This window comes from Thermophilibacter provencensis, from assembly GCF_900128445.1.
Taxonomy (GTDB): domain Bacteria; phylum Actinomycetota; class Coriobacteriia; order Coriobacteriales; family Atopobiaceae; genus Thermophilibacter; species Thermophilibacter provencensis.
This window is the reverse complement of sequence record NZ_LT671417.1, coordinates 1,779,616-1,803,178: the sequence shown is the minus strand read 5'-3', so window position 1 is coordinate 1,803,178 and position 23,563 is coordinate 1,779,616. Positions and strand designations below refer to the sequence as shown.

Sequence of the window (23,563 nt, the reverse complement as noted above, 5' to 3'; positions counted from 1 at the left end):
AATTCGCATACCCACCGATTCTACCCGAGAAGGACCCGCCGCTTGCATGTTCCACGATGGTTACACGGAGCGGGCGGGGCCCGGAGGCTTGCTTGCGGCAGCGCAAACCCCGCACCTGGTATCTCTCTCATACAGCCTGACGATAAGAACGTCGACGTGCGGCGTTGCATGAGAGACCAGGTGCGGGGTTTACGCGGCCGTAACAAGGTCTGAGGCCTGAGCAATCCCGCGGGGGTGAGTCAGGGCGCGGGACTACGCCCCGTGATGGCGGCGCGGCTGGCGCTTCTCGCCGGTGTCGCCCTTGTCGCCGGGACGGCGGCGCGGCGCGCGGTGCTCGCGGCGCGGGCGGTCCTTCTCGCCCTCGTGGGCGTGGCCGGAGCCGGCCGGGGCCTCGGGCTTGTCGATGCGGTCGAGGCTGATCTTGCCCTTCTCGTCGACCTCGAGGACGCGGACCTTGACCTCGTCGCCGATGTTGAGGACGTCCTCGACCTTGTCGACGCGGCCCTGGGCGACGCGGGAGATGTGGAGCAGGCCGTCCTTGCCGGGCAGGAGCTCGACGAAGGCGCCGAAGGGCTGGATGCCCACGACGCGGCCGGTGTACTCCTCGCCGACCTCGGGGACCTTGACGATCGCCTTGATGCGGTCGGCCGCGGCGTCGGCCGCGGTGCCCACGCCGGCGATGAAGACGGTGCCGTCCTCCTGGATGTCGATCGTGGCGCCGGTGTCCTCCTGGATGCCGCGGATGACCTTGCCGCCGGAGCCGATGACGTCGCGGATCTTGTCCGTGGGGATCTGCAGGCTGATGATCTGGGGCGCGGACTCCTTGGTCTCGGCGCGGACGGCGGGCACGGCGTCGAGCATGGCGTCGAGGATGAACATGCGGCCCTCGTGCGCCTGCATGAGCGCGGAGCGCAGGATCTCGGGCGTGAGGCCGGTGGCCTTGTTGTCCATCTGCATGGCGGTGATGCCCTTGGTCGTGCCGGTCACCTTGAAGTCCATGTCGCCGAGGAAGTCCTCGAGGCCCTGGATGTCGGTGAGGACGACGGTCTTGCCCTCCTCCTGGATGAGGCCCATGGCCACGCCGGAGACCGGGCGCTTGAGCGGCACGCCGGCGTCCATGAGGGCGAGCGTGGAGCCGCAGGTGGAGGCCATCGAGGAGGAGCCGTTGGACTCCATGACCTCGGAGACCACGCGGATGGTGTAGGGGAACTCGTCCTCGGACGGGATCACCGGGAGAAGGGCGCGCTCGGCGAGGTTGCCGTGGCCGATCTCGCGGCGCTTGGGGCTGCCCATGCGGCCGGTCTCGCCGGTGCAGAACGGCGGGAAGTTGTAGTGGTGGATGTAGCGCTTGCCGTCGACGGGCTCGATGGTGTCGAGGCGCTGCCACTCGTTGAGCATGCCGAGGGTGCAGACGGAGAGCACCTGGGTCTGGCCGCGCTGGAAGAGGCCGGAGCCGTGGACGCGCGGGAGGTAGTCGCCCTTGACCATGAGCGGGCGCACCTCGGTGGGCGTGCGGCCGTCGACGCGCTCGCCGGTCTCGACGACCATGAGGCGCATGGCGTGCTTCTCGAGCGCCTTGAGCTCAACGGGGATGGCGCGGCCCCACTGGGCCTGCTCCTCCTCGCTGAAGTCGGCCTTGATGGCGGCCTTGAGGGCCTCCACCTTGCCGATGCGGGAGAGCTTGTCGGCGTCCTTGAGGGCGGCCTCCATCTCGCCGTAGTGGGCGAAGACGCGGTCGTGGACCTCAGCGACGGGCTCGTCGAGGACGTACTCGCGCACGGGGAACTCGCCGTTGACCTCTCGGACCTTGGCGAAGAACCTCTGCTGCTCGGCGCAGAAGGCGGCGATGGCCTCCTGGCCGAAGGCCATGGCGGAGAGCATGTCCTCCTCGGAGATCTCCTCGGCGCCGGCCTCGAGCATGGAGATGAAGCCCTCGGCACCGCCGAGCTCGAGGTCGAGGTCGGAGTTGTCGCGCTCCTCGTAGGTGGGGTTCACGATGAACTCGTGGGTGTCGCGGTCGCGGCCGATGCGCACGCACGCGAGCGGGCCCTCGAAGGGCACGCCGCCCACGGTGAGGGCCGCCGAGGCGGCCATGACGCAGATGGTGTCGACGGGATTGATCTGGTCGGCGACGAGCGTGGTGGCCACGACCTGCACCTCGTTGCGGAAGCCGGCCGGGAAGGACGGGCGGAGGGGCCGGTCGATCATGCGGGCCGTGAGGGTGGCCTTCTCGGACGGGCGCGCCTCGCGCTTGAGGTAGCCGCCGGGGATGCGGCCCACGGCGTACATCTTCTCGATGAAGTCGACCGTCAGCGGGAAGAAGTCGTAGTCCTTGCGCTCCTTGGACACCACCGCGGTGAGGAGGACCGTGGAGTCGCCGCACTTGACGAGGCAGGAGCCGGTGGCCTGCTTGGCCAGCTCGCCGGTCTCGAGCACGTAGTGCTTGCCGTAGAGATCGAACTCGTGTGTAACCTTTGCCATGTCTTTTCCCTTATCTCCGCCTGCCCCATTGCAGACGGGCCGTCTCGGCGGCCCCCATGGCCGCCCGTCCGCGCTTCTCGCGGACAAACCAAAGAAGGGGCGCCCGCGGGCGCCCCTCCGAAGAACCGCTCTACTGGATGTTGTCGCGGATGCCGAGGCTCCTGATGAGGGTGCGGTAGTCCTCGATGTTGCGAGCCTTGATGTAGGACAGCAGGCGACGACGCTTGCCGACGAGCATGAGGAGGCCACGACGGGTGTGGAAGTCCTTCGGGTGCGTCTTCATGTGCTCGGTCAGGCCCTTGATGCGCTCGGTGAGCAGGGCCACCTGGACCTCGGCGGAGCCGGAGTCCTTGTCGTTGGCGCCGTACTGCGCGACGAGCTCAGCCTTGCGCTCCTTCGAAACTGCCATGTCAAACCACCTTTCTCATAGATTCGCCCCGAACCGAGATGGCCGTCAGGCAGTTGGCGGGCCTCCAGGTACGGGGTACTGACCTGCGGTAGTGTAGCACAGCCGGGGGCGCAGGTCTTTCTTGGCAGAAAATCCACGGTTGCGGGGCGCCGGGCGGTCGGCGCGGGGTGCGCCAGACGAGCGGGAGGCACGTCGCGCAGTCGAGACGTTGCGCAGCCGGGGCGGTACTCACATCCGAGAGCGTGTACAAGGCGGTGCGCAAATCCGGAACTGAGTACCGCTGCACATGCGTGAAGCGAGAAAAACGTCCGTGCGGGGCCGGACAGGCCCGCAAGCAACCGAAAACGCCGCGGAGCCGTACTCAATTCCGCAACTGAGTACGGCACCGTACACACATGCGAAACTGAGTACCGGGCCGCACGCAAATCCGGAAGTGAGTACCAAACCGAATGCCGCGTCTGGCCGGGCGCGCACGCAAATCCGGAAGTGAGTACGGCCGGACACGCAGATTCGGAAGTGAGTACCACCCAGTGCGCAGATTCGGATTTGAGTACCGCATCCGGAGCCGCAGCCGGACGAGTCGATGCGCAAACCCGGAGATGAGCGCCGTCTGGCACGCAGATTCGCAACTGAGTGCGTCACCAGAGGCCGCATCCCGCCGGACAGATACGCAAATCCGGAAGTGGGTACGGGCCGATGCGCAGATTCAGAAGAGAGTACCGCCCGATGCGCGGCCGGCGAGAAGGACGTCCCCCCCTGGCCGCGCGCCCCGCGCTAGGCGCGGGCGGCGGCGACGAACGCCGAGAAGATCTTGCGGCTCGGCTCGTCCACGGCGTGCATGAACTCGGGGTGCCACTGGACCGCCCAGCAGAAGCGCGACTCCGGGCGCCACACGGCCTCGACCACGCCGTCGGGCGCGCTGGCCATGACCTCGAGCCCGGGCGCCACGTCGCGCAGGGCCTGGTGGTGGTAGCTGTTGACGGCGAGCTCGCCCGCGCCCACGCATGCGGCGAGCGGCGTCTTTGGCAGCACCTCGACCGGGTGCGTGGGCTGGTCGTAGGGCGGCTGGCCGTGGTGCTCAACCGCGGAGGGATGCTGCTTGGGCAGGTCCTGCCAGAGCGTGCCGCCGAGCGCCGTGTTGAGCGCCTGGATGCCGCGACAGATGCCGAGCAGCGGCAGGTCGCGCCCCAGCGCAGCCGGAACGAGCAGCGCCTCCATGGCGTCGCGCTCGCGGCAGAGCTCTCCGCAGAGGGCCGCGGCCGCGCGGTCCTCGCATCCGTAGCGCGCGGGGTCGACGTCCTGCCCTCCGGTCACGAGGACCGCGTCCACGACGTCGAGCGCGCGCTCGACGGAGGCGGCGTCTGCGGTGAGCGGCAGCATCACGGGAACGCCGCCCGCCTCGGCCACGGCGTCGAAGTACCCCGGCAGCATCCACAGGCTCTCGCGACCGTAGTCGACGAGCGGCACGACGCCTATGACGGGCATCCGGTCGGTCTTGGGCATGGGCGGCACTCCCCTCCTGACGGCTTTTCTCGGCCGCCCATTATGCCACGACCTGACAATGGTGCCGGGGTCGTTTGTCATGAAAGGGCTCATGACAGACGACCCCGGCACCATTGTCAGGCCCTCAAGCGGAGAGGGCAAACTCCATCGCGCGCAGGCGGCAGTCGAGGTGGGTCACCGCCCACGTGTGGGCCACGCCGAGGAGGAAGACCGCGGTCTCGGGGTCGACCGGGGCGGAGAGGAGGTCGTCGAACGTGAGGCCGATGAGCGCGCGCAGCCACGCGAGCTGCGAGGGGGAGAGCTCCTGCGCGCCGGCCACCTCGCGCGCGCAGGAGGAGCAGAGCGCCCCGCCCATGGCCGCCGAGAAGTACGAGATGGCCTCGTCGCCGCATGCGGCGCAGCCGGCGAGCTCCGGGCGCCAGCCGCCGTGGGCGAGCACCTTCATGGCGTAGGCAGCGACGACGAGGTCGAGGTGCGGCTGGTCGGCCGCCTGCTCGCAGGCGGCGAGCGCCCGCGAGCAGATGGGGTACAGGAAGGGGTCGGGGGCATCCTCGTAGCAGGTGAGCCGCGCGACCTCCGCCACGGCGCTCGCCGCGGAGACGCGCTCGTAGTCGCCGCGCAGGCGGGCGTGGGGCTCGAGGAGCGAGGCCTCGGAGACCACGTCGAGCGAGCGGCCCCTGGCAAGCAGGAAGTCGTCCTCCGAAAAGAGCTCGGCGCGCGCGGCGAGGCGCCCCCCGGGCTTGCGGGCGCCCTTGGCGACGGCGCGGAGCTGTGAGCCGTCCTCGGAGAGCAGCGTCAGGATGAGGTCCTGCTCGCCGAGCTTGGTGCGGTCGAGCACGACCGCGCGGGCGCGATAGGTGCGCCTCCCGCCGGGCACGCCTAGTCCTCCGAGGAGTAGCCCAGGCGGCGGATCTCCCGCTCGTCGCGGCGCCAGGCGGGGGCGACGCGCACCGTAAGGTCGAGGTAGACCTTGCAGCCGAGGAGGCGCTCGATGTCGCGGCGCGCCTCTATCCCCACGCGCTTGATCATCTGGCCGCCCTTCCCGAGGACGATCCCCTTCTGCCCCGCGCGCTCCACGAGGATGGTGGCCTCGATGGAGGCGTGCCCGTCGTCGGCGTACTCGATGCTCTCGCAGAGGACGCCCACGGAGTGCGGCAGCTCCTGGCGCAGGTGAAGGAAGAGCTTCTCGCGCACGAACTCGGCGACGAGGTCCTCGGGGGTGGCGTCGACGTCCATGCCCTCGGGGAACCACCGCGGCCCCTCCGGCAGGTGCTCGGAGACGAGGCCCACGAAGGCGTCCACGTTGAAGCCCTCCCGCGCGGAGACCACGAGCTCGTCGTCGAAGTCGCACAGGGCGCGCGCCGCCTCGAGCTGCGCCGCCACCTGCTCGGGGCCGGCGATGTCCGCCTTGGTGAGCACGAGGAGCTTGTAGCCCGCCTCGGCGCGCGCGACGTGGTTGGCCACCCACTCGTCCCCGCGCCCCACCGGCTTGGTGGCGTCCACGAGGAAGGCGACGGCGTCGGCGTCGGCGAGCTCGCCGAGGGCGCTCTTGTTGAGCTCGCTGCCCAGGGCGTCCTTGGGCTTGTGCAGGCCGGGCGTGTCGATGATCACGAGCTGCGAGGCCGGCGTGTTGATGACGGCGCGCATGCGCCGGCGCGTGGTCTGCGCCACGGGGCTCGTGATGGCGACCTTCTCGCCCATGCAGGCGTTGAGCAGGGTCGACTTGCCGGCGTTGGGGCGCCCCACCAGGGCGACGAAGCCGCTCCTGAACGTGACGTTCCTCTCGGCGCGCTCTTTACTCATGCGAGGACCTCCAGAGGCGGGGCTCGAGGCCCCTAGTCGAAGAAGATTGCGTTGACGAAGACGAGGACGCCGACGACGGCGACGAGCGTCGAGAGCACCCAGACCGCCGCCGCGGCGATGTCCTTGGCGCGGCCGGCGAGCGGGTGGAACTCCGGGGACACGAGGTCCACCACGGTCTCGACCGCGGTGTTGAAGAGCTCGGCCATGATGACGACGCCGCAGCATAGGATGACGACGGCCCAGCTCAGGAGGTCGAGCCCGACCACGAGCCCGGCCACGACGGCGCACACGCCCGCGGCGAGCATCACCTTGATGTTGCGCTCGGTGGTGACGGCGGTGCGGAAGCCCTGCATCGCGAAGAGGAAGCTCTTCCGGAAGCCGGGGTGGTCGCTCTTGGAGCCGGGGATCATGCGTCGTCCTCCTCGCGGTGGCGCGTGAGGACCACGCGGTCGACGGTTCCGTCGGTGGGCATCCCGGCGAGGATGTCCTCCTCGAGCGCTTCCATGGCCTCGGCCGAGGCGTCGTCGAGGTGGTCGTGCCCGAGCAGGTGGAGCATGCCGTGAACGAGCATGAGGCGCGTCTCGTCCGCGGGCGTGGTGCCGAATGAGGCCGCCTGGCGCCCGATGTAGCCCGGCGCTATGACGATGTCCCCGAGCTCGCAGGGCTCGCCGGGCGCAAGCGACGGGTCGTCCGGGCGCTCGCACTCGATGGACACGACGTCCGTGGGGGCGTCCACGCCGCGCCACTCGGCGTTGACCTCGCGGATGCGCGCCTCGCCCACGACCGAGACCGACACGGCGCACGGCCGCACGACGCCCTCGTGGGCGAGCACGGCGTCGCACGCGGAGCGGATCTCGTCCTCGCCCAGCGCGCACGCGACGCCGTCCTCGAGAAGGAGGTCGTACTCGTTATCTGGCATGCTGCTCTCCCTCCCGCCCGCCGCGCGCCGCGGCCTCGTAGGCGTCGACGATGCGGGCGACGAGCGCGTGGCGGACGATGTCGTTTCTGTCGAGGTCGACGAAGGCGATGTCGTCGAGCCCCGCGAGCGCCCGGCGCGCCGACTCGAGGCCGCCCTCGCCCGGCAGGTCGCGCTGCGAGGCGTCGCCGGTCACCACGAAGGTGGACGAGAAGCCCAGGCGCGTGAGGAACATCTTCATCTGCTCGGGCGTGGTGTTCTGGGCCTCGTCGAGGATGACGAAGGCGTTGTTGAACGTGCGGCCGCGCATGTAGGCGAGCGGCGCTATCTCGATGATGCCCTGTTCGATGAGGGCGTTGCCCTTCTCGATGTCCGTCATGTCGAAGAGCGCGTCGTAGAGCGGGCGCACGTAGGGGTCGAGCTTCTCCTGCAGCGTGCCGGGGAGAAAGCCGAGGGACTCCCCCGCCTCCACGACGGGGCGCGCGAGCACGATCCTGCCGACCTCGCGGCGCTTGAGCGCGGCCACGGCCATCGCCATGGCGAGGTAGGTCTTTCCGGTCCCCGCGGGGCCGATGCCAAACGTGACGGTGTTGCGGCGGATGGAGTCCACGTAGCGCTTCTGGCCTGCCGTCTTGGGCCGGATCGCGCGGCCCCGATACGTGAGCAGGATGTCGTCGCCCCCGAGGTCGACGCGCGCGGCGCCGTGGCGGACCTGGTCGACGATGACGTCCACCTCGCCGGCGCCGGGAGCCTCCCCCGCCTCGACGAGCCTGATGAGGCGCGAGAAGACCGAGGTCACCTGGTCGACGACGTCCGCGGGGCCCGAGACGGTGACGTAGCTGCCCCGCACGGAGATCATGGCGTCGAAGGCCGACTCGACGCGGCGCAGCAGCGCGTCGGCGGGGCCCATGACGGCCGTCGGGTCGACGGAGTCGGGAATTGTGAGACGAACCTGGGTTGGCTCCATGCTCCTCCTGTTGGGTAGGCTCACTCGATGATAGCCGATGGCGCGGCGGAGGGGCCACGGGCGCCTCAGAGCGCCTCCCCCACGAGGGTGGCGTCGTCGCGCACCGACGCGAGGCGCACCCGCACGAGGGAGTCCACGGGTATCGACGGGTCGACGGCCACGTCGAAGAGGCCGCCGGAGACCGCGCGCCCCGGATACTGCACAACGACGAGGTCCTCCGCGCCGACGAGCCTCGTGGCCTCGGCGAGGCGCATATCGCGGGCGAGCTCGCGCGCGCGGCGGCCCCGCTCGGCGCTTACGTCGGCCGGGACCTGCCCGGGCATCGTCGCCGCCGGCGTCCCCGGGCGGCGCGAGTAGCGGAAGACGTGCATCCACGAGAAGCGCATCTCGCGGCAGAAGGCGAGGCTCCGCCCGAACTCCTCCTCGGTCTCCCCGGGAAAGCCCACGATGAGGTCCGTGCTGAGGGCGATGTCGGGGACGTGCGAGCGGGCCGTCTCCACCACGCGGCGGAAGAGGTCCGTGCGGTAGACGCGCGCCATGCGGCGCAGCGTCTCGTCGCAGCCGGACTGGAGGCACACGTGCAGGAAGGGCGCCACGCGCCCGCCCGAGGCGGCCATGACGGAGCAGAGCCGCCCCGTCACGTCGGGCGGCTCGATGGACGAGAGCCTCACCCGCTCGACCCCCGTCTCGGCGAGAAGGAGCTCGAGGAGCGCGGGGAGGTCCAGCTCGCGCCCGCGCCCGTCGGCGGCGCGATAGCTTCCCAGGTTGATGCCCGTGAGGACGACCTCGTGCGCCCCGCGCGCCATGGCGGCGCGCACCTCGGAGAGGACGCGGCCGGGGGCCTCGCTGCGCGCGGCGCCGCGCGCCCTCCAGACGATGCAGTAGGTGCAGCGGTTGTCGCAGCCGTCCTGGATCTTGATGCCGGGCCGCGTGCGGCCGGTGGGGGTCACCGCGCCCGGGTCGCAGGGCGCGGGCTCCGCGCGGCCCCCGGCGCCGGCGGCGAGGCCCAGCCCCTCGAGCACGCGCGCCGCCACGCGGGACTTTTCGCGCTCCACGACGACGTTGGGCGCGAGCGCCGAGAGCTCGTCGGAGAACAGGTTGGCGACGCAGCCGGTGGCCACCACGAGGGGCCCCTGCGGCAGGCCGGCGGCGCGCCGGACGGCCTTTCTCGTCTTGGCCTCCGCCTCGCCGGTGACGGCGCAGGTGTTCACCACCACCGCGGAGGCCTCCTCCTCCCCCACCAGCGCGACGCCCGCCCGCTCGAGCTCGGACGCCATGCGGTCGAGCTCGACGCGGTTGACGCGGCAGCCGAGGTTCACGAGGGCGACGCCGGGGCGCCCCCCGCGCGGGGAGGGCGTCACTTGCGGCCCCTGAAGGGGTTCTTCGGGGCGTGCCAGCGCTCCTTGGCGAAGTGCTCGGCCGCGTTCTCGGCGGCCTGCGAGAAGCCCTCCGCCTCCTCGGCGTCCCGCCCGGCGGCCCCGTCCTCGCCGAGCGTGCGCTCCGCCACGATGGCGGCGACGTCGAGCAGCTGCTTCTTGGTGAGGTCGCGCGGGGTCTCCACCTGGACCACGGCCACGAGGTTGCCGCGGGCGATCATGCCCATGCGCGGCATGCCCTTGCGCTCCACCACGACCTGCTGGCCGAACTGGCAGCCGGCGGGGACCTCCACGGTCACGCGCTCGCCCTCCATGATGCCGTCGATGGTGACGGTGGTGCCAAGGATGGCCTGGAGGGAGTCGACGCGCACGGTGCAGAAGAGGTCGTCGCCGCGCCGCTCGAAGCGGTCGGACTCCTGGACCTCGATGCTCACGACGAGGTTGCCCGAGGCGTCCCCGCGCACGCCCGCCTCGCCCTTGCCCTCGACGGTGAGGGTCTGGCCGGAGTGGACGCCGGCGGGCACCTGGACCTCCACCTTCTCGCGCGAGGGCGTGCGGCCCTGGCCCTCGCAGGTCTCGCAGGGGTGGTCTATGACCTGGCCCTGGCCGTTGCAGGCGGGGCAGGTCGTCTGCGTCTGCATCTGGCCGAAGATCGTCCGCTGCACCTCGACCACGCGGCCGGTGCCGTGGCAGCGCTCGCACGTGTGCATGCGGCCGCCCTCGGCCGCCCCCGTGCCGCCGCAGTCCTCGCACGGGGCGAGGCGCGTGTACGCGACGGTCTTGTGGCAGCCGGCCGCGGCCTCCTCGAGGGTCACCGTGAGGCGTATCCCCATGTCGCGCCCGCGCGTGCGCGCCTGCGCGCCCGCGCGGCCCGCGCCGCCGCCGAAGAAGGAGTCGAAGATGTCCCCGAAGCCGAAGCCGCCCCCGCCGAAGATGTCGGAGACGTCCACGTAGTCCGAGCCGAAGCCCGCCGGGCCGTTCGGGTCTCCGTAGCGGTCGTAGTTGGCGCGCTTCTGGTCGTCCGAGAGGACCGAGTAGGCCTCGTTGACCTCCTTGAACCTCTCCTCGGCGTCGGGGGCGTCGGAGACGTCCGGGTGAAGCTTGCGGGCCTTCTTGAGGAAGGCGCGCTTGATCGTCTTGGCATCGGCGTCACGAGGCACCTCGAGCACCTCGTAGTAGTCCCTCTTTGGTTCCACGTGCATCTCCAGAGCTGGTCGGTTCTTGTCCGCAGGTACTTATACCCTGAAAGAGGCGGGGTGCGAGCCCCCGCCTCCCACAACGCTATCACTTTTCTGAAACTACCAGTAGCGGTACCCCATGTAGCCCGCGCGGCCGAGGCCCGAGGTGCACGAGAACATCATCACCATGAAGAGCGCGAGCATGAGGCCGTTGGACGCGCCGTTGGCGACGGCCACACCGGCGTTTCTCCACCAGCGGCTGCTCGCGCGCACGCCGTCGCGGACGACCATGTAGATCCCCACGACGAGCGGTATGACGATGATGAGGGACATCGAGGCGAGCGTGCTGGTGAGCGCGCCGAGCACCGCGAACGGCACGGCGAAGCCCACGAGGTTGAAGCCGCCCGCCTGGCGGCGCGTGAGCCGCTCCTCGGGCACGCAGACGCGGCAGACGAAGTCGCCCGCCGAGGAGCCGTTGGTGCCGGCGTTGCCCATGCCGGGCTTGCGGACCTCGTCGCCGTCGTGGCTCCCAGCGGGGACGTCGATCACGACCTCGCTCGCCGAGAGCGTGCGGCCGGTGCCGCCGCAGGCGTGGCAGGGGTCGGCCACGACCTTGCCCGTGCCCTCGCACTCCGGGCAGGTCATCATCATGACGCCGAAGAGCCCCGTGTCTACGGTGATGTGGCCCGAGCCGCCGCAGGTCGGGCAGGTCTCGGGGTGGTCTGCCTCGACGGAGCCCGACCCGTGACAGACGCCGCAGGAAGCGTAGCGCTGGTAGGTGACGCCGCGGCGCGTGCCCTCGGCGGCCGTCTTGGCGTCCACCGTGAGCTCGTAGACGACGTCGGCGCCGGCCTTGGGGTTGTAGGCGCGCGAGCGCCTGCGCGAGGCCGCCCCGCCGAACCCGGAGCCGAAGGGCCCCCAGCCGAAGGGGCTCCCGCCGAAGGGATCGTACCCGTAGCCGCCGCCCTGGGGCGCGGAGCCGCCGGCCGCCGCGAAGGGGTTGCCGGAGCGCATTGCGTCATAGCGCTTGCGCTTGTCGGGGTCGGAGAGGACGGCGTACGCCTCGGAGACCTCCTTGAAGCGCTCCTCCGCGTCCGGCGCCTTGTTGACGTCGGGGTGGAGCTTGCGGGCCTTGGTCTGGAACGCCTTTCGGATCTCCTCCGTGGAGGCGTCCTTCTCGACGCCGAGGATGGCGTAGTAGTCCTTGTCGTTCATCGAAGCCATGGGGCGGGTCTCCCTGCTGGTGGCGGCATGCACTGAGACATTATATCCGCGCGCCGCGCGCGCTATTCCGACGGCGCCGCGTCGGCAGCAACCCCGCACAAACCTCGGGGAGGCCCAAGCCCGGGCGGGGGCGGCGGGCGCCTCCGTCGCCGGGCCCCCGCACGGCCCCTCTGCGGGGGCCACGCGACGCTCCGCCCGCAGAGGGGCTACTCGGAGAGAGAGATCTGCCGGTAGGAGACGCCGCAGCGGTCGAGGATGTTCTTGGAGATGAGGTTGTCCTGCGTGCCGCAGTACTTGTCGTCCAGGTACACGACCTCGCCGATCCCCGCCTGGACGAGCGTCTTGGCGCACTCGTGGCACGGGAAGAGCGTCACGTAGACCGTGGCCCCCGCCATGTCCTTGAGCGAGCCGCGGTAGTTGAGGATGGCGTTCGCCTCGGCGTGGATGACGTAGTTGTGCTTGTCGTAGAGAGGGTCGTCGTTGGTGCCCCAGGGAAACTCGTCGTCGTTCAGACCCGAGGGCGTGCCGTTGTAGCCGACGGAGAGTATGCGGTGGTTGGTGTCCGCGATGCAGGCGCCCACCTGCGTATTGGGGTCCTTGCTGCGCAGGCTCGCGGCGACGGCGGCCTTCATGAAGAACTCGTCCCAGCTGATGACGTCAGTGCGCTTGCCCGGCATGGCACTCCCCTCTCGTTGCGTTATCGCTGCTAGCATGCCGCATCCCGCGCCCCGGCGCAAGGGGCTGGAAGAACGGGCGGGCCGTGGGCGAGCTAGGGCCGAAACGGTCGTCGGCGCAGGCGGATCGCCCCCGTAGCGCGCCATTTCCCGGAAATCTGGCCGACCCGCTCGTTTGTAGTGTGGTTTACGGCCGCCTCTCGAAGTACTGCCCGACTGGTAGCAATTCGTGTACCAGCGGCTTTGTCGTCACAGAGGTGAGGAGCTACTTGAGGGGGTGTCCGTGAACTACACTACAAACTCAAGCAACGCCGCAAAGAGGCGCTCGGGGAGCCAAACAAATGGCGCAGTCCCCCTGAACACGAGCGCGCCGCCGCCCTGGCTAGCGTGGGGGGTGTTTTGGGAAGACTCAAGATTAACCTACGGAAGGAACAGCCGTGCGCATCCTAGCCATCGTCGGGTCCCTGCGCGAGGGAAGCCTCAACCGCCAGCTCGCCGAGGCCGCCGGCAAAGAGCTGTCCACGGTCGACCCGCAGGTAGAGTTCGCCATCCTCGACTGGGCGGACGTCCCGCTCTTCAACCAGGACATCGAGGTCCCGGCCCCGGAGCCCGTGTCGCGCGTGCGCCGGGAGGTGCTCGACGCGGACGGCATCTGGGTCTTCACGCCCGAGTACAACCACTTCTTCCCCGGCACCCTCAAGAACCTGCTCGACTGGCTCTCCCGCCCGGTCGGGGCGGGGCAGGGGCAGGTCCTCGACGGCAAGCCTCTCGCCGTGAGCGGCGTCTCCGCGGGAGGCTCCGGCACCGCGTGCGCGCAGGACCACCTGGTGACGCTCGTCTCGTTCCTCAACATGCGCGTGATGAACAAGCCGCGCCTCACCATCCCCCACGGCTTTGACAAGGTCGTGGACGGAAGACTTGAGCTCGGCGACTCGCTCCCCTACCTCAGGAGGCAGGCCGAGGCATTCCTGGGGTTCGTGCGGTAGCTGGCGAGAAGAACGCGCGGGCGGCACGCGTAGGCGGCACATGGGCGCCCCGTCAGCTGGCGGGGCGCCCCTCGCAAACGACCCAGCCGCTGATGGCGTTGGGAGGGAGAGCATTGAATAGGCCCACGCAAGAACGAGCATTGCGATGGGTATAGTGAGCCTAATCAGAGAGACCGGGGAGCATGCTGGAAATCAGCATGTTCTAGGGGATAGTTATTTGCATGTAATATCAAGATCACATGCCGCCACACTTTCACTCAAGGCACCAGGGCACAGAGGCGTGCTCCACCTTTGACGGCGAGCTCATGGACGGAGACTTCCCGGCGAAGCAGCGCAAGCTCGTCGCGGCATGGTCAGTCCTCAGCGCAGACGAGCTTGAGGCAGACTGGGAGCTCGCCCGCAACAAGCAGGAGCTCTTCCGCATCAGACCGCTCTAGGGGATCATCCATGAAATACAACGTCAGCAAGGCATGGGCGGTAGATGACACAACGCTCTATCTTGAGTTTGACGACGGCCGCCGCGGTACCTATGACATGTCCAAAATCATCGGAGACAGCATCTTCAAGAAGCCCTCCGACCCCACCGAGTTCCGAGCCGCCAGGTCCGATGGGTTCACCGTGATGTGGCCGTGCGGGCTGGACATCGCCCCCGAGGAGCTCTACGAAAACTGCGTGGCAATCTAGGCCTGCGCTGGAGCGCAGCTGAGTCGCCGACGCCGGAAACCCAAACAAAGAGCGCGAATAGAACGCGTGTAAAAGCGCACGAGCTGACACAATGTGGCCACCGGTCCCAAGGAGCGTGTGGAGCTGCTCGAGCGTGTCCTCGTCCGCAGAGCGCGCGGCATCCCCAGCCACGTCGTTCGAGGCGGTGTTGACCCGGTACACCCCCGGCCTGCCCGGACGCAAGGTAGTTGACGACGCTCCAGGGGTTGAAGACGCTCAACCCGCCAAACCGATGCCCGTCACACCACTCCCCCATCTTATCGAGAAGGGCCTCCGCCCCCAGATATCGTCAATGAGAAGGACGGCGGGCCTTCTGCCGTGCGTACCCCATCTCAACTAGTGTGCGCCATTACGCCGTAGGACTCTCTCCGGCTGGATCGCTTCACCGTGTTGAGACTAAAGCACACAACCGGAAACGCACCCCTGATAAGCGCGGTACCCACCCTCGTCCGTATCCCATATCTCCACCCTGAAAGACCCCCCATCATTGCCTCGCCGGAAAAGCGGCCAGTCGGAATCTCGAAGAAGGACTTCAGCATGGTCATGTTGAGCGTCTTCCCAAACCGGCGCGGGCGGCAGAGCAGCGTGCACGTGGCACCACCGTCGATAACGTCCGCAATCAGCATGGTCTTGTCGACGAGTACGGACCGGGACTGGCCGCGCGCAAAGCCGTCATCGCCCACGGGAAGACGTCTCTCGCCGGAGCGATCGATGGTCCGCACCCCCGGGGCGCGCCACACGCCGCCTTTAACATAAAGAGCATGCACGAGTACGCGTTATTCGCCGCCGCCTGCGCGCCGGCGACACAGCCGCCGGACACCCGCCACCGCAACGACAACCAGTAGAGCAAGCGCATACCCCATCGCATCGAAGATCAGGTCACGCGCATCAAACTCCCGGCCCGGGACAAACGCCTTATGCACCTGGTCAAAGAGTGAGCACGCCACGCACGCGAGAAGCGCCATCCCCAGGCGCACCCGCAGGCCCGACGCCCGACCCCGCGCCTGCGGCCAGAGCGCCGCAGCCCCAAACAAGAAGATGCCCTGCACGAAGAACTCGGGTACATGCGCCCAGCGCCGCACGTTAGCCACAGAGAGAAGTGCCGCTATAACGTTGCCTCCCCCGGCCGTAACTGCGACGCCACCCGCGGCCGTACCGGCCGCGCCAGACGTCACTATTCGCTCGACGGACTGTGAGAGCGCCGTCGTCTCCTGCGGCGCCTGCTCCGTCAGCACAAACGTAATAACGAAAGCGCCAACGGCCCCGAGCAGACAGAGAACCCACGCAATCCGCCTGAGGCGAGAAGAACCGAACAAATACCTGAATACCTTTCGCATGAGCCACCGATCTCCATACCGTCAAGCGTCGAGCCGTCCAATCGGCTTCCGCATAATCGGACTCCAAGGCGTGTCCACAATCAGGCCAAGCCCGCCCATCTCTGCGAACGCGACCACGCGTTGAATTGCTTCGTCGCTGGACAGGTCATGCCCTTGGATAATCCACTCGTCGATGGTCTGCGCCTTGCTAGAGAAGTTTACGCCCGCCCCAAACATGCGCGAGCCGTCACGAGCAAAAGACGCCCACGGCCAGGGCCACAAAATGAGGCAGCAGATGGCAGCCGTATGATACCGGCCCCATCGCTTGCCGATTCCCGGCAAAAACTCGACCAGTCTACAGGCATCTGCCGTCCCCGAAGCGCAAAGCCCACCGGAGCAGCACGCCCTACTGAAGCTGGGTGAGAAGAACGGAGGCGGTTCGCACGATAATCCGAAGAACACAAGAAGCGCCTGGTCAGCAACCTCATATTCAAGTGATGCCGATGCCCGTAACCCTAAAACCTAAAGTGCCCCTCGCCCAGACTACGCACCAGCAGGGCGGCATCCTTCATGGGAAGCACCATCCTTCTGGCATTGTCGTTCAGGGACCTAAATCCCATCTTCCGGTACCATTCGCACAATTCGTCAGTCTTTGCGTCCAGGATGATGAGCCGACCGCCAATTACCTTGGACACCTCATGGGCTTTATAGATGGCGTGTTCAAGAAGAATGGAGCCGACGCGCCGACTGGACCTCTGAAGATCCCCTCGCACGGCAATTCGGCGAGAAGAAGGCCCGGATGTCCCATACGCGCCTTGCCGTCGCGCATCTTCCTTGATAGGGACGCAGGCTCAATCTGAGTCGGTGATAACGAGAAGAATCCCACCACCCCGCTCTCGTCGACTGCCACATGCACCTGACAGAAACCAAGGTAGCACCAGTTCAGAGCCTTGTTCAGAAACCAATCGTCCATCGCTTCGTCGCCACACGAAAAACCAGAGACGAGCGTCTCTTCAATTTGCTCAACGGCGACTATCTTGTCCCATGGCCAGCTCACCAAATCGCCCTCAGAGGATGGACTCGAGCCAGCTAAAGTCATCGTCGCTCACCACAATCTTGGGAGAGACGGGAAACCTCGGAACATGATGGCTCTCCGCGGTATGGCTATCGCCGCACATCAAATCAGAGTAGTACGACTTGATGAGCTCGTTGGGAATAGCGTTGGAGGCAATCCCCGTCTGACCGTTATAAGACTCCCTCCACGGGCGCTCGCTGTGTGACAGCGCCTCAAGTTCGTCTCCACTCAACACAGAGTAGGACTCCAAGACGGCGTCAACCAGCACCTGGTCTTCGGCCGAAAGGGCCAACGGGTTCCCCTCGATATCTCTCGCAACGACGGACCTGCGGCCACGATGCGCACGAGCCACCTCATACACCACAGGGCCATGTTCCCAGGCGCGAATCACCTCAGGAAAAAGTGGCCTATCCTGCGTGACGAGGCACCATGCCTGGCAGTAATACAGCAGCTTCTGAAGCTGATACCCGCTCAGACGCCCTCTCTCGTTCAAAATATATGATGCGACATCTATTGCCCTACACATAATAGGCCCTCCTTCCTCGACGCTCATGGTATCTCAATTACCAGCATCTGTCCATTTGGATTAGAACATATGTTTGTTTTTCGGTCTTACGCCCCACCCTCCAAGACGAAAGAGCCGTTCTCCCTCACCATCTTCGCCGCTTCCTTCATGCTCGGCACGACATACTTCCTGACTTTGGGAAGCGGGACGCTCAGCCCAGACAGAACCAAGGGCATCCGCTCACCCTCCTTTGCAAAGATCACAATCTCCTTTCCAAGCGCAAGTGCATATCCAATCTCGATGAGAGAGCTCGTGGCCAACAACTTTGGATATAGAAGGACCACGTACTCGGAGTGCTTGAGAGCCTCGAAGTTCTCGGGAGGAATGCGGGTGGCCTTACCGAGCTCGCTCATGTGCTTAACGTCGACTCCACCGTAGAAGACCTCATATCCTAGCCGCTTAAGCTCCTTTGTCAGCGCACATACCTATTTCTTTCCCCATCCGAGAGCGCTTCTACGCCAGAGGAGTCCCCACTACAGGTCCCATACACACCCCCAGCACAGTTGCACGCTGGAATCAAGTTAACTGTTGATATACAATTTTTTCGTTACCCAAAACCCGCGAGAAGATCGGGCCGAATTCATGATTCGTTCGATTCTCATCGTCTGTATCTTCTCCATCCTAGTTGTGTTTCGCAGCACCATCATTGCCTCCCTGCTGGGGGCAGCGGGAGAATTCATAGCGGGGCCGCTCGGAATAACGGAGGAAGCGAGCGCGAGCCTAGCGCTGGCTCTGGTGCAGTTTGGCCTCGACTCCATCTCGGCGCTCGTCGCTATAGTCGGACTTTGGGGGGCATATGTCCAGTTGAAGCTCATCACAACAGAGAGCTCGCGTCGCCGCAGGGAAGAGGTCCTGTTCGATGACTTCCCAGACCCGAACTTCCGTGCCTACCTCAGAAGCAGGCACCGGGAGCTGTTCAGAGATGACCCACGCGTCCCGCCCCTCGGGTTCACCGCGGAGGAGCTGACCCAGATCACGCGAATCGAGGTCACCGAGTATCCCATCGCATCCCTCGAAGGGGTGGGGGTCTTCGCGCGGCTTCAGGAGCTCATCTGCAAGGGCGCCTCCATCGAGAGCCGCAACGTGATGGGGCTAAAGGAGCTCACAAGACTGTCTGCCACAAACTGCCGAAACCTCGTAGAGGTTAACTGCTCGGAGTGCGAATCTCTCAGCAAGCTCGACCTCACCGACTCGCCCGTGCGTTTCCTCAACTGCTCGGGAACATCTGTCGACCCTAGACACATCGAGAGCCTTGGCACGCTTGAGACCCTCGTCTTCAGAGGCGTTTTTCGCAATGTCGACAAAGACTCACGCATGGGCATGCTCCCTGTATCCACGCTTGACCTCTCACGGATGCGTGACCTGAGATCACTCGACTGCTCGGGGAACGCGATCTCCAAGCTCACCATCCCAGATGGCGTCGAGGAGCTCGACGCAAGCAGCAATCCCCTCATTGATCCGAGAAAAGGTGGCCCACTGGCAGGGCGCCGCATTCGGCCCTCCCGCCCTCCCGAGAACCTAGAGATAGCCCCGGAATCGGCCACTCCAACGAACCTTCCATACGACTCCCTGAAATCCGGCATAGAGAGAGCGGTGGAACTCAGGCACGAGGATCGGGAGCAGGAGGCCTTCGACCTCATCATCTACCTCTGGGCAGTAGTGCGAGACAGCGGGGCGCTCGACAATCTCAGCATCGTCACTCAGGGTGACGTGGAGAGAATGGTCCTTCTGCTCAACGTCATCGTTGAGTTTGGAGCAACGTGTACGCAGCGCTCGCTGAGACTGAACGACTGGCGCTGGCATGGGGTTGACATTTCGCTCTCCGAGGACGCGCGACGTCGCGCGGACCTCATCATAGCTGAGCGCGAGGACACCAACCTTGACCTCTCCGGAATCCTCGAGCAGAAAATGAGGGCAACCAACTCGCTCGGTCTCGCCTACCAGCGGCCCTTCCCCGCCCTGCACAACGCTGAGAAGGGCATGTTGATGTCACGGGAGGCATACGGCTACTTCATCAAAGAGGGGCAGAAGGCAATCGCCCGATATAAGCTCTCACACAACGAGAAGGACTCACGCAGGGTCTTCGATGCCATCAGGTATTGCAGCAACTACCCCACCGCCTTGGATAACTCCGGCAAGGACAAGACCGAGGATGCCGACAGCCGCCCAATTCTAACGAAACTGCTCGGTGCCATCGACCAAACGGGGTCGTCAAAAACCCATAAGCTCAGAGGGCCGTGGGCGCTCGCACTCCACTTCATAAGAAGACGGGAGTACCTCAATGCGCGAGATGACCTCAGGGAGGCGCTGCGCGTGAGGAAAGAGCTCCAGGACAAGCTCATCATCCCCATGTTCACAAGGGACTGCGCCAGATATTACCGCGCCGAGTGGCTCCAGGCGGGCACCTTGCAGAACCTCATGAAAGCGGGCGTGCGCGGGGAGGCACGTGAGTCTGAGAGTCGGTACAAGAAGACGATAGAAGGACTGAGAGGCCTCGAGGAAAGGGCGAACGGGAGGAACGCCGTGGAGCAGGGGCAAATCAGGACTGCTCGACTCGGTGCGCAGTACGGGCTTAGCTGGCTCTACATCAACACAAAGAGGTACCGCGAGGCATGCGAGCTTGCTCGGAGCACCTATGAGGAGAGGGCCGAGTTTCTTGGAGCAGATCACGTGGACACCCTCAAGGCGCTCGGTATGCTCGAGAAGGCCGAAGATGGCATGAGAAGGTCTCACCCGGGCATCCCTCTGCTGCGAAAGCTGCGCAACACGCTGTATCGAACCCGATAACACCAGCTGCGCTGACGTCAAGTTGTTGTCCACCTTATGCTTGTCAAGCTTGCGAGAAAGGACGGGAAGGCCAAAATTATCCCGGTATTTCCGTGTCACGCTCTAATAAGGCAACTCGAGAATAACGAGACGGTCCGGCAAAATAACGACGTGCAAGCAAGAGGCATCCTTCCAATAGCCACACGTCCCTTCATATGGCATGTGCCATTCGTCACAGGCCTGGCGCAGCGAGAAGTACCCCTTGATGCAATTGGGATTCCTAACGCAAATCTGCACATGCGTCTTCTCGCGGATGCCAGCGCCAGGATAGATTCTCTCCCTCTGAAAAAAGGCCTCGAGCGGAGTCAAATGGTTCGACGCCCTCAGCTCTCCCCTCCCTCCTGCGGCGCTCCATTCTGTCGTGGAGGCGCTCGATCACCGCGCAGTCGAGCTTCCGCAAGAGATGGTCATCTATCTTTCCAAGATTCCGTGGCGTCTCAATCTCGAGGAATTCGAACTCCTCCTTCAATATTTTGTATTCATTCTTAAGGAGCCCAATGTAGTGACTATCGGTCAAATTGAGACAGTAGCCCAGATCGATTATCGCGCCAATGACCGCAGGAGTCTTAATTCTCCCGCGAGTAGCCTGCTCTTTCGCCCACTGTAGGGCACGCTCGTAATTCTGCTCCCAGAAGTAGATTCCGCTTCCGAGCCAATCGTAGTCGTTGACGCTAGGGTTCAAAGTCCCGCCACCGCAAACAACCTCCCGAAATGTCGAGAGGTCGCATCCATGAAAACCAATAACAAGACTGGGAAGCCTGGAATACATCCGACGTCACTCACTTGTAGGGTTTGGCAAGCTTACCGTCGGATCCGATAATCTTTGCTGAGATAAGCCGCACCCGCGCTTCTTTCGCCGCCCGATCATAGTCGGTCTTTGAGAGCCTGCGGAGGCGCGGCACCGCTTCCGCAAATCGGCGATGCTAATAATATGCTTTCTTGGCGGACATGCCGGTGCCGCCCAGCGACCTCTGATACCGCCACTATTCTCGCGCGCCTACCGAAAGTCCCAAGGAGCGCCACCCAGCCCGGCCAATCGTCGAGCAGCGCCACATCCAATCAGCAATTCGAACCCGCTCACTCTCCGCAACGTACCTGAGGACCCAAGGTGACGAGCATTAGCGCAAACTCGCCGTCGAGAATGGCGCCGAGCATGCGCGGCAGCCTGCGAATCTCGCGGTTCAGCGGCTCGATGACGCTACCGGTACAAATGCGCCATCGATGCTCGCATGCGCGGGAGCCTCGCACGAGCGAAAGGGCTCCGAACAGTCATCATGGAATACTCTCGCGCTCTCTTACAGCTTCATGGTGTCGAGCTCCGATGTCACCTCGAGCATCTCTAACTCGACGACCTTACGCGACTTCATTGCATGGACTGCCTTTCACCACTGGAGTGCGCCCTACACTGTCAACACAATGCAAAGCGACGTTAGATTCGCATGGGTTCGTAAGCCATCGATTCGAGCGAACTAGTAAACCTTTTCCTCAGGTGTCCAACGGCCTACGATGGCAGTTTTAAAAACGCAACTATTCTCACACTGACCGCATCGAACACAGAAAGCGGCGTCCACCACCGGGTAGGCGAATCCCTCCTCGTCAGGCTCCATCGTTATCGCGTCGCGCGGGCAGACGGCGGCGCAGGCGGTGCAGCCGCAGCACTCCGAGCGGTCGCGGTAGAGCTCGGGCAGGTCGCGCTTGGCGACGGCGGGCGGTACCTCCGCCCCCCAGTTCCGGAAGCGCGTCGAGGCGTGCGGGTGGTAGCCGGGGGACGCATCGACTTGGGAGCCGTCTCGGTAGCGGTACGGGGCGTTGTCCGGCGGCGTGAAGCCCCCGCGCGGCGTGAAGTTCCCACTCATCCGATCACCTCTCGAGAACCCGCTTGACGGCTCGTTTGGCGCGCGACACTAGGGCGCGGGCGGGCGAGACCAGGTAGCGCTCGCCCTTGACCATGGCGAGCAGACCGCCTCCGTAGAGCTCGCGCCAGGGCTCGTCGCGGTCGCCCTCGAAGGTCGACGGGCGCTCCAGCATGGGGTTCCCGGGGCAGCGCCTCGCCCATCGTCGCGGGCTCGCACTCGACGTCGAGCGCCGATAGGGCGCGCAGTCCCGCCGGGCCGTTGGCGAGCACGAGCGACACGCCGAGGGCCCCGTCGTCCCCCCGCGCGTGCGGCGTGGCCCCAACGCCCCAGGAGTCGGCTATGGTGAGGTCGCCGGGGCGGCCCTCCGCCACGGTGTAGGGGCAGCGGCAGCACGAGGGGCGCAGCATCCGGTTGCCGTAGAACAGGCGCTTCCACGCCTCGGAGAGGCGCGTGCCCTGCTCAGCATGGCCGCCCTCCCACGTGACGCGCTCGAAGTGCCCCCAGCCCATGGACTTCGGTCGGTGCTCGTAGCGAATCACCCTTGCACCGCGGGCGCGCTCCAGCTCGGCGAGCCACCCCTGGAACACCCCCGGGGACGGCACGCCGTGGCATATGATATCAGCGGTCATGAGGATACCCCCCCTCAAGGTTCGCGCATGCCGCGCGAACAGCCGCCACCTGGCAGGGCGTCCCGGTGAAGAGGACGGTGCGTCCGGAGTCCAGGTCCTCGCGAACCCTTCTGATCGAGTCCCCCATGTCGCTCTGCGAGTACTTGGACCCCATGCAGCGTTCGGCCTCCGCCACGGTCTCGCAGCGGATGTGCACAGCCCGCAGGTCCCCGTCGAAGGCGCAGCCGTAGACCACGCCGCCCAAGTCTTCTATCACGTGCGATGCGAGCGCGTGGTACACGCCGCCCGAGGAGCTCCGGCGGCGCACGCCGTCGTCGCGGTTCCTCGCGGCGAACGCGACGGGGTACTCGCCGCGCGCCTCCAGCTCATCGAAGTCCACCTTGGGAGCCCCCTCCCACGCACTGTTCACGGACGATCCGTCGGGATCCTTCGCGGGGTGTCCCCTGAACGCAGCCGCGACCTTCTTGACGAGGTCCTTCGCCGCCCGCTCCGGACCAAGCGCGCCCACGGAGCGGCAGGCCGCCTCGAAGCCGTGCGCGTAGAGCTCCGGCCAGAAGGCGTCGCGCCCCTTTCGCTCGGGCGGATGCTCGAGCATGGGCTGCGCGGGGTTCGCGACGTCGGCAATCGGCGTAGCCGCGAGCTCGAGCGCGCCGGACGAGTCGCGCAGCAGCGCCAGGCCGCGCGACGTACTGGCGACGGCGCACGACACGCCCCAGGGATCATCGAGCTCGGGCATGAAGCGCCTCAGCCCCCACCAGTCGCCGATGATGATGTCGCCGGGGTGCTCGGTCGAGTGGTGCCCGCACCGGTAGCAGGACTCTCGGCAGAGGCGGTCGTACCAGATGCGCCGCCACGCGAGCGTCGACGTCGTCCCGGACTCCCTCGAGCCGTCCGCGTAGGTCGCGATCTCGGAACCGTGCGAGCGCATCCCGGCCCCGCGGTGCGCGTATGTGGTGACGCGCCTCCCCGAGCGGCGCTCCAGCATGGACAGGAAGGACTGGAAGGCGGCCGGGGACGCGGCACCCCAGCAGACCAGGTCGCAGGTGTAGAGCAAGG

At 66.2% G+C, this 23,563-nt stretch carries 24 protein-coding genes and 1 pseudogene; 4 read left to right on the top strand and 21 right to left on the bottom strand.

Going from position 1 to position 23,563, the window contains the following annotated elements:
* Positions 1-252 precede the first annotated feature (252 nt).
* The 12 genes from BQ7391_RS08020 to BQ7391_RS07965 all read right to left on the bottom strand — a co-directional run bounded on the left by BQ7391_RS08020 (position 253) and on the right by BQ7391_RS07965 (position 12,534).
* The gene (locus BQ7391_RS08020) at positions 253-2,481 is read right to left on the bottom strand and encodes a polyribonucleotide nucleotidyltransferase (protein WP_075280127.1); all 2,229 of its coding nucleotides are present in this window, start codon (positions 2,479-2,481) and stop codon (positions 253-255) included.
* A gap of 130 nt (positions 2,482-2,611) precedes the next feature.
* Positions 2,612-2,890 carry a 30S ribosomal protein S15 gene (gene rpsO, locus BQ7391_RS08015; RefSeq protein WP_075280126.1) on the bottom strand — a complete coding sequence of 93 codons (279 nt, stop codon included), beginning with the start codon at positions 2,888-2,890 and terminating at the stop codon, positions 2,612-2,614.
* A gap of 774 nt (positions 2,891-3,664) precedes the next feature.
* Positions 3,665-4,393 (bottom strand): gamma-glutamyl-gamma-aminobutyrate hydrolase family protein, encoded by a 729-nt coding sequence (locus tag BQ7391_RS08010; RefSeq protein WP_129583938.1) that lies wholly within the window; start codon positions 4,391-4,393, stop codon positions 3,665-3,667.
* Between the two features lie 124 nt (positions 4,394-4,517).
* On the bottom strand, positions 4,518-5,270 hold the full coding sequence (gene recO / locus BQ7391_RS08005) for a DNA repair protein RecO (protein ID WP_075280125.1): 753 nt from the start codon (positions 5,268-5,270) through the stop codon (positions 4,518-4,520).
* A gap of 2 nt (positions 5,271-5,272) precedes the next feature.
* The gene (gene era / locus BQ7391_RS08000) at positions 5,273-6,196 is read right to left on the bottom strand and encodes a GTPase Era (protein WP_075280124.1); all 924 of its coding nucleotides are present in this window, start codon (positions 6,194-6,196) and stop codon (positions 5,273-5,275) included.
* 32 nt (positions 6,197-6,228) lie between these two features.
* Positions 6,229-6,606, bottom strand: a complete 378-nt coding sequence (locus BQ7391_RS07995) for a diacylglycerol kinase family protein (protein WP_075280123.1) — start codon at positions 6,604-6,606, stop codon at positions 6,229-6,231.
* Positions 6,603-7,115 carry an rRNA maturation RNase YbeY gene (gene ybeY, locus BQ7391_RS07990; RefSeq protein WP_075280122.1) on the bottom strand — a complete coding sequence of 171 codons (513 nt, stop codon included), beginning with the start codon at positions 7,113-7,115 and terminating at the stop codon, positions 6,603-6,605. The genes BQ7391_RS07995 and ybeY overlap by 4 nt, the downstream gene beginning before the upstream one ends.
* Positions 7,105-8,079 (bottom strand): PhoH family protein, encoded by a 975-nt coding sequence (locus tag BQ7391_RS07985; protein ID WP_075280121.1) that lies wholly within the window; start codon positions 8,077-8,079, stop codon positions 7,105-7,107. The genes ybeY and BQ7391_RS07985 overlap by 11 nt, the downstream gene beginning before the upstream one ends.
* 65 nt (positions 8,080-8,144) lie before the next feature.
* Positions 8,145-9,440: a MiaB/RimO family radical SAM methylthiotransferase gene (locus BQ7391_RS07980; RefSeq protein ID WP_075280120.1), complete on the bottom strand. Its 1,296-nt coding sequence runs from the start codon at positions 9,438-9,440 to the stop codon at positions 8,145-8,147.
* Entirely contained in the window at positions 9,437-10,651 is a 1,215-nt protein-coding gene (gene dnaJ, locus BQ7391_RS07975; protein ID WP_129583937.1) for a molecular chaperone DnaJ, read from the bottom strand. Before dnaJ ends, BQ7391_RS07980 begins: the two co-directional genes overlap by 4 nt.
* 102 nt (positions 10,652-10,753) lie before the next feature.
* A complete protein-coding gene (locus BQ7391_RS07970; RefSeq protein ID WP_075280118.1) occupies positions 10,754-11,857 on the bottom strand; it encodes a DnaJ domain-containing protein in 1,104 nt (367 codons plus the stop codon).
* Positions 11,858-12,063: 206 nt separating this feature from the next.
* Positions 12,064-12,534, bottom strand: a complete 471-nt coding sequence (locus BQ7391_RS07965) for a deoxycytidylate deaminase (protein ID WP_075280117.1) — start codon at positions 12,532-12,534, stop codon at positions 12,064-12,066.
* A gap of 434 nt (positions 12,535-12,968) precedes the next feature.
* Here BQ7391_RS07965 and BQ7391_RS07960 point away from each other — a divergent pair, with 434 nt between their 5' ends.
* The 3 genes from BQ7391_RS07960 to BQ7391_RS07950 all read left to right on the top strand — a co-directional run bounded on the left by BQ7391_RS07960 (position 12,969) and on the right by BQ7391_RS07950 (position 14,201).
* Entirely contained in the window at positions 12,969-13,517 is a 549-nt protein-coding gene (locus BQ7391_RS07960) for an NADPH-dependent FMN reductase (RefSeq protein WP_075280116.1), read from the top strand.
* A 239-nt stretch (positions 13,518-13,756) separates the two neighbouring features.
* A complete protein-coding gene (locus tag BQ7391_RS07955) occupies positions 13,757-13,954 on the top strand; it encodes a DUF4160 domain-containing protein (RefSeq protein WP_200799595.1) in 198 nt (65 codons plus the stop codon).
* 10 nt (positions 13,955-13,964) lie between these two features.
* A complete protein-coding gene (locus BQ7391_RS07950) occupies positions 13,965-14,201 on the top strand; it encodes a DUF2442 domain-containing protein (protein WP_075280115.1) in 237 nt (78 codons plus the stop codon).
* A gap of 371 nt (positions 14,202-14,572) precedes the next feature.
* On the opposite strand, the gene BQ7391_RS12785 is transcribed toward BQ7391_RS07950, so the two are convergent.
* The 4 genes from BQ7391_RS12785 to BQ7391_RS07920 form a co-directional block, all read right to left on the bottom strand.
* On the bottom strand, positions 14,573-14,923 hold the full coding sequence (locus BQ7391_RS12785) for an AAA family ATPase (protein WP_075280114.1): 351 nt from the start codon (positions 14,921-14,923) through the stop codon (positions 14,573-14,575).
* A 93-nt stretch (positions 14,924-15,016) separates the two neighbouring features.
* Positions 15,017-15,577: a VanZ family protein gene (locus BQ7391_RS07940; protein ID WP_075280113.1), complete on the bottom strand. Its 561-nt coding sequence runs from the start codon at positions 15,575-15,577 to the stop codon at positions 15,017-15,019.
* A 1,046-nt stretch (positions 15,578-16,623) separates the two neighbouring features.
* Positions 16,624-17,184 carry a Panacea domain-containing protein gene (locus BQ7391_RS07925; protein ID WP_083662164.1) on the bottom strand — a complete coding sequence of 187 codons (561 nt, stop codon included), beginning with the start codon at positions 17,182-17,184 and terminating at the stop codon, positions 16,624-16,626.
* Between the two features lie 59 nt (positions 17,185-17,243).
* Positions 17,244-17,549, bottom strand: coding sequence for a hypothetical protein (locus tag BQ7391_RS07920; protein WP_075280109.1), 306 nt, complete (start codon positions 17,547-17,549; stop codon positions 17,244-17,246).
* 229 nt (positions 17,550-17,778) lie between these two features.
* Here BQ7391_RS07920 and BQ7391_RS07915 point away from each other — a divergent pair, with 229 nt between their 5' ends.
* A complete protein-coding gene (locus BQ7391_RS07915; protein ID WP_075280108.1) occupies positions 17,779-19,983 on the top strand; it encodes a leucine-rich repeat domain-containing protein in 2,205 nt (734 codons plus the stop codon).
* 259 nt (positions 19,984-20,242) lie between these two features.
* Here the strand turns inward: BQ7391_RS07915 and BQ7391_RS07910 are convergent, their stop codons facing one another.
* The 5 genes and pseudogenes from BQ7391_RS07910 to BQ7391_RS07895 all read right to left on the bottom strand — a co-directional run bounded on the left by BQ7391_RS07910 (position 20,243) and on the right by BQ7391_RS07895 (position 23,561).
* Positions 20,243-20,791, bottom strand: coding sequence for a hypothetical protein (locus tag BQ7391_RS07910; RefSeq protein ID WP_200799594.1), 549 nt, complete (start codon positions 20,789-20,791; stop codon positions 20,243-20,245).
* 700 nt (positions 20,792-21,491) lie between these two features.
* Entirely contained in the window at positions 21,492-21,878 is a 387-nt protein-coding gene (locus BQ7391_RS12000; RefSeq protein ID WP_083662163.1) for a 4Fe-4S binding protein, read from the bottom strand.
* 4 nt (positions 21,879-21,882) lie between these two features.
* Positions 21,883-22,050 (bottom strand): hypothetical protein, encoded by a 168-nt coding sequence (locus BQ7391_RS12630; RefSeq protein ID WP_235858648.1) that lies wholly within the window; start codon positions 22,048-22,050, stop codon positions 21,883-21,885.
* A 118-nt stretch (positions 22,051-22,168) separates the two neighbouring features.
* A pseudogene (locus tag BQ7391_RS12780) lies at positions 22,169-22,507 on the bottom strand (Coenzyme F420 hydrogenase/dehydrogenase, beta subunit C-terminal domain); the annotation flags it as partial.
* Entirely contained in the window at positions 22,497-23,561 is a 1,065-nt protein-coding gene (locus tag BQ7391_RS07895; protein ID WP_075280105.1) for a Coenzyme F420 hydrogenase/dehydrogenase, beta subunit C-terminal domain, read from the bottom strand. The gene BQ7391_RS07895 and the pseudogene BQ7391_RS12780, both read right to left, overlap by 11 nt.
* Between the last annotated feature and the right edge of the window lie 2 nt (positions 23,562-23,563).

Excerpts from the sequence above, each read along its gene's own strand:
- BQ7391_RS08020 (WP_075280127.1), bottom strand. The coding sequence starts at position 2,481 with ATGGCAAAGGTTACACACGAGTTCGATCTCTACGGCAAGCACTACGTG.
- rpsO (WP_075280126.1), bottom strand. The coding sequence starts at position 2,890 with ATGGCAGTTTCGAAGGAGCGCAAGGCTGAGCTCGTCGCGCAGTACGGC.
- BQ7391_RS08010 (WP_129583938.1), bottom strand. The coding sequence starts at position 4,393 with ATGCCCAAGACCGACCGGATGCCCGTCATAGGCGTCGTGCCGCTCGTC.
- era (WP_075280124.1), bottom strand. The coding sequence starts at position 6,196 with ATGAGTAAAGAGCGCGCCGAGAGGAACGTCACGTTCAGGAGCGGCTTC.
- BQ7391_RS07995 (WP_075280123.1), bottom strand. The coding sequence starts at position 6,606 with ATGATCCCCGGCTCCAAGAGCGACCACCCCGGCTTCCGGAAGAGCTTC.
- ybeY (WP_075280122.1), bottom strand. The coding sequence starts at position 7,115 with ATGCCAGATAACGAGTACGACCTCCTTCTCGAGGACGGCGTCGCGTGC.
- BQ7391_RS07985 (WP_075280121.1), bottom strand. The coding sequence starts at position 8,079 with ATGGAGCCAACCCAGGTTCGTCTCACAATTCCCGACTCCGTCGACCCG.
- BQ7391_RS07970 (WP_075280118.1), bottom strand. The coding sequence starts at position 11,857 with ATGGCTTCGATGAACGACAAGGACTACTACGCCATCCTCGGCGTCGAG.
- BQ7391_RS07965 (WP_075280117.1), bottom strand. The coding sequence starts at position 12,534 with ATGCCGGGCAAGCGCACTGACGTCATCAGCTGGGACGAGTTCTTCATG.
- BQ7391_RS07955 (WP_200799595.1), top strand. The coding sequence starts at position 13,757 with ATGCCGCCACACTTTCACTCAAGGCACCAGGGCACAGAGGCGTGCTCC.
- BQ7391_RS07950 (WP_075280115.1), top strand. The coding sequence starts at position 13,965 with ATGAAATACAACGTCAGCAAGGCATGGGCGGTAGATGACACAACGCTC.
- BQ7391_RS07940 (WP_075280113.1), bottom strand. The coding sequence starts at position 15,577 with ATGCGAAAGGTATTCAGGTATTTGTTCGGTTCTTCTCGCCTCAGGCGG.
- BQ7391_RS07925 (WP_083662164.1), bottom strand. The coding sequence starts at position 17,184 with ATGAGCGTCGAGGAAGGAGGGCCTATTATGTGTAGGGCAATAGATGTC.
- BQ7391_RS07920 (WP_075280109.1), bottom strand. The coding sequence starts at position 17,549 with ATGAGCGAGCTCGGTAAGGCCACCCGCATTCCTCCCGAGAACTTCGAG.
- BQ7391_RS07915 (WP_075280108.1), top strand. The coding sequence starts at position 17,779 with ATGATTCGTTCGATTCTCATCGTCTGTATCTTCTCCATCCTAGTTGTG.
- BQ7391_RS07910 (WP_200799594.1), bottom strand. The coding sequence starts at position 20,791 with ATGTATTCCAGGCTTCCCAGTCTTGTTATTGGTTTTCATGGATGCGAC.
- BQ7391_RS12000 (WP_083662163.1), bottom strand. The coding sequence starts at position 21,878 with ATGAGTGGGAACTTCACGCCGCGCGGGGGCTTCACGCCGCCGGACAAC.
- BQ7391_RS12630 (WP_235858648.1), bottom strand. The coding sequence starts at position 22,050 with ATGCTGGAGCGCCCGTCGACCTTCGAGGGCGACCGCGACGAGCCCTGG.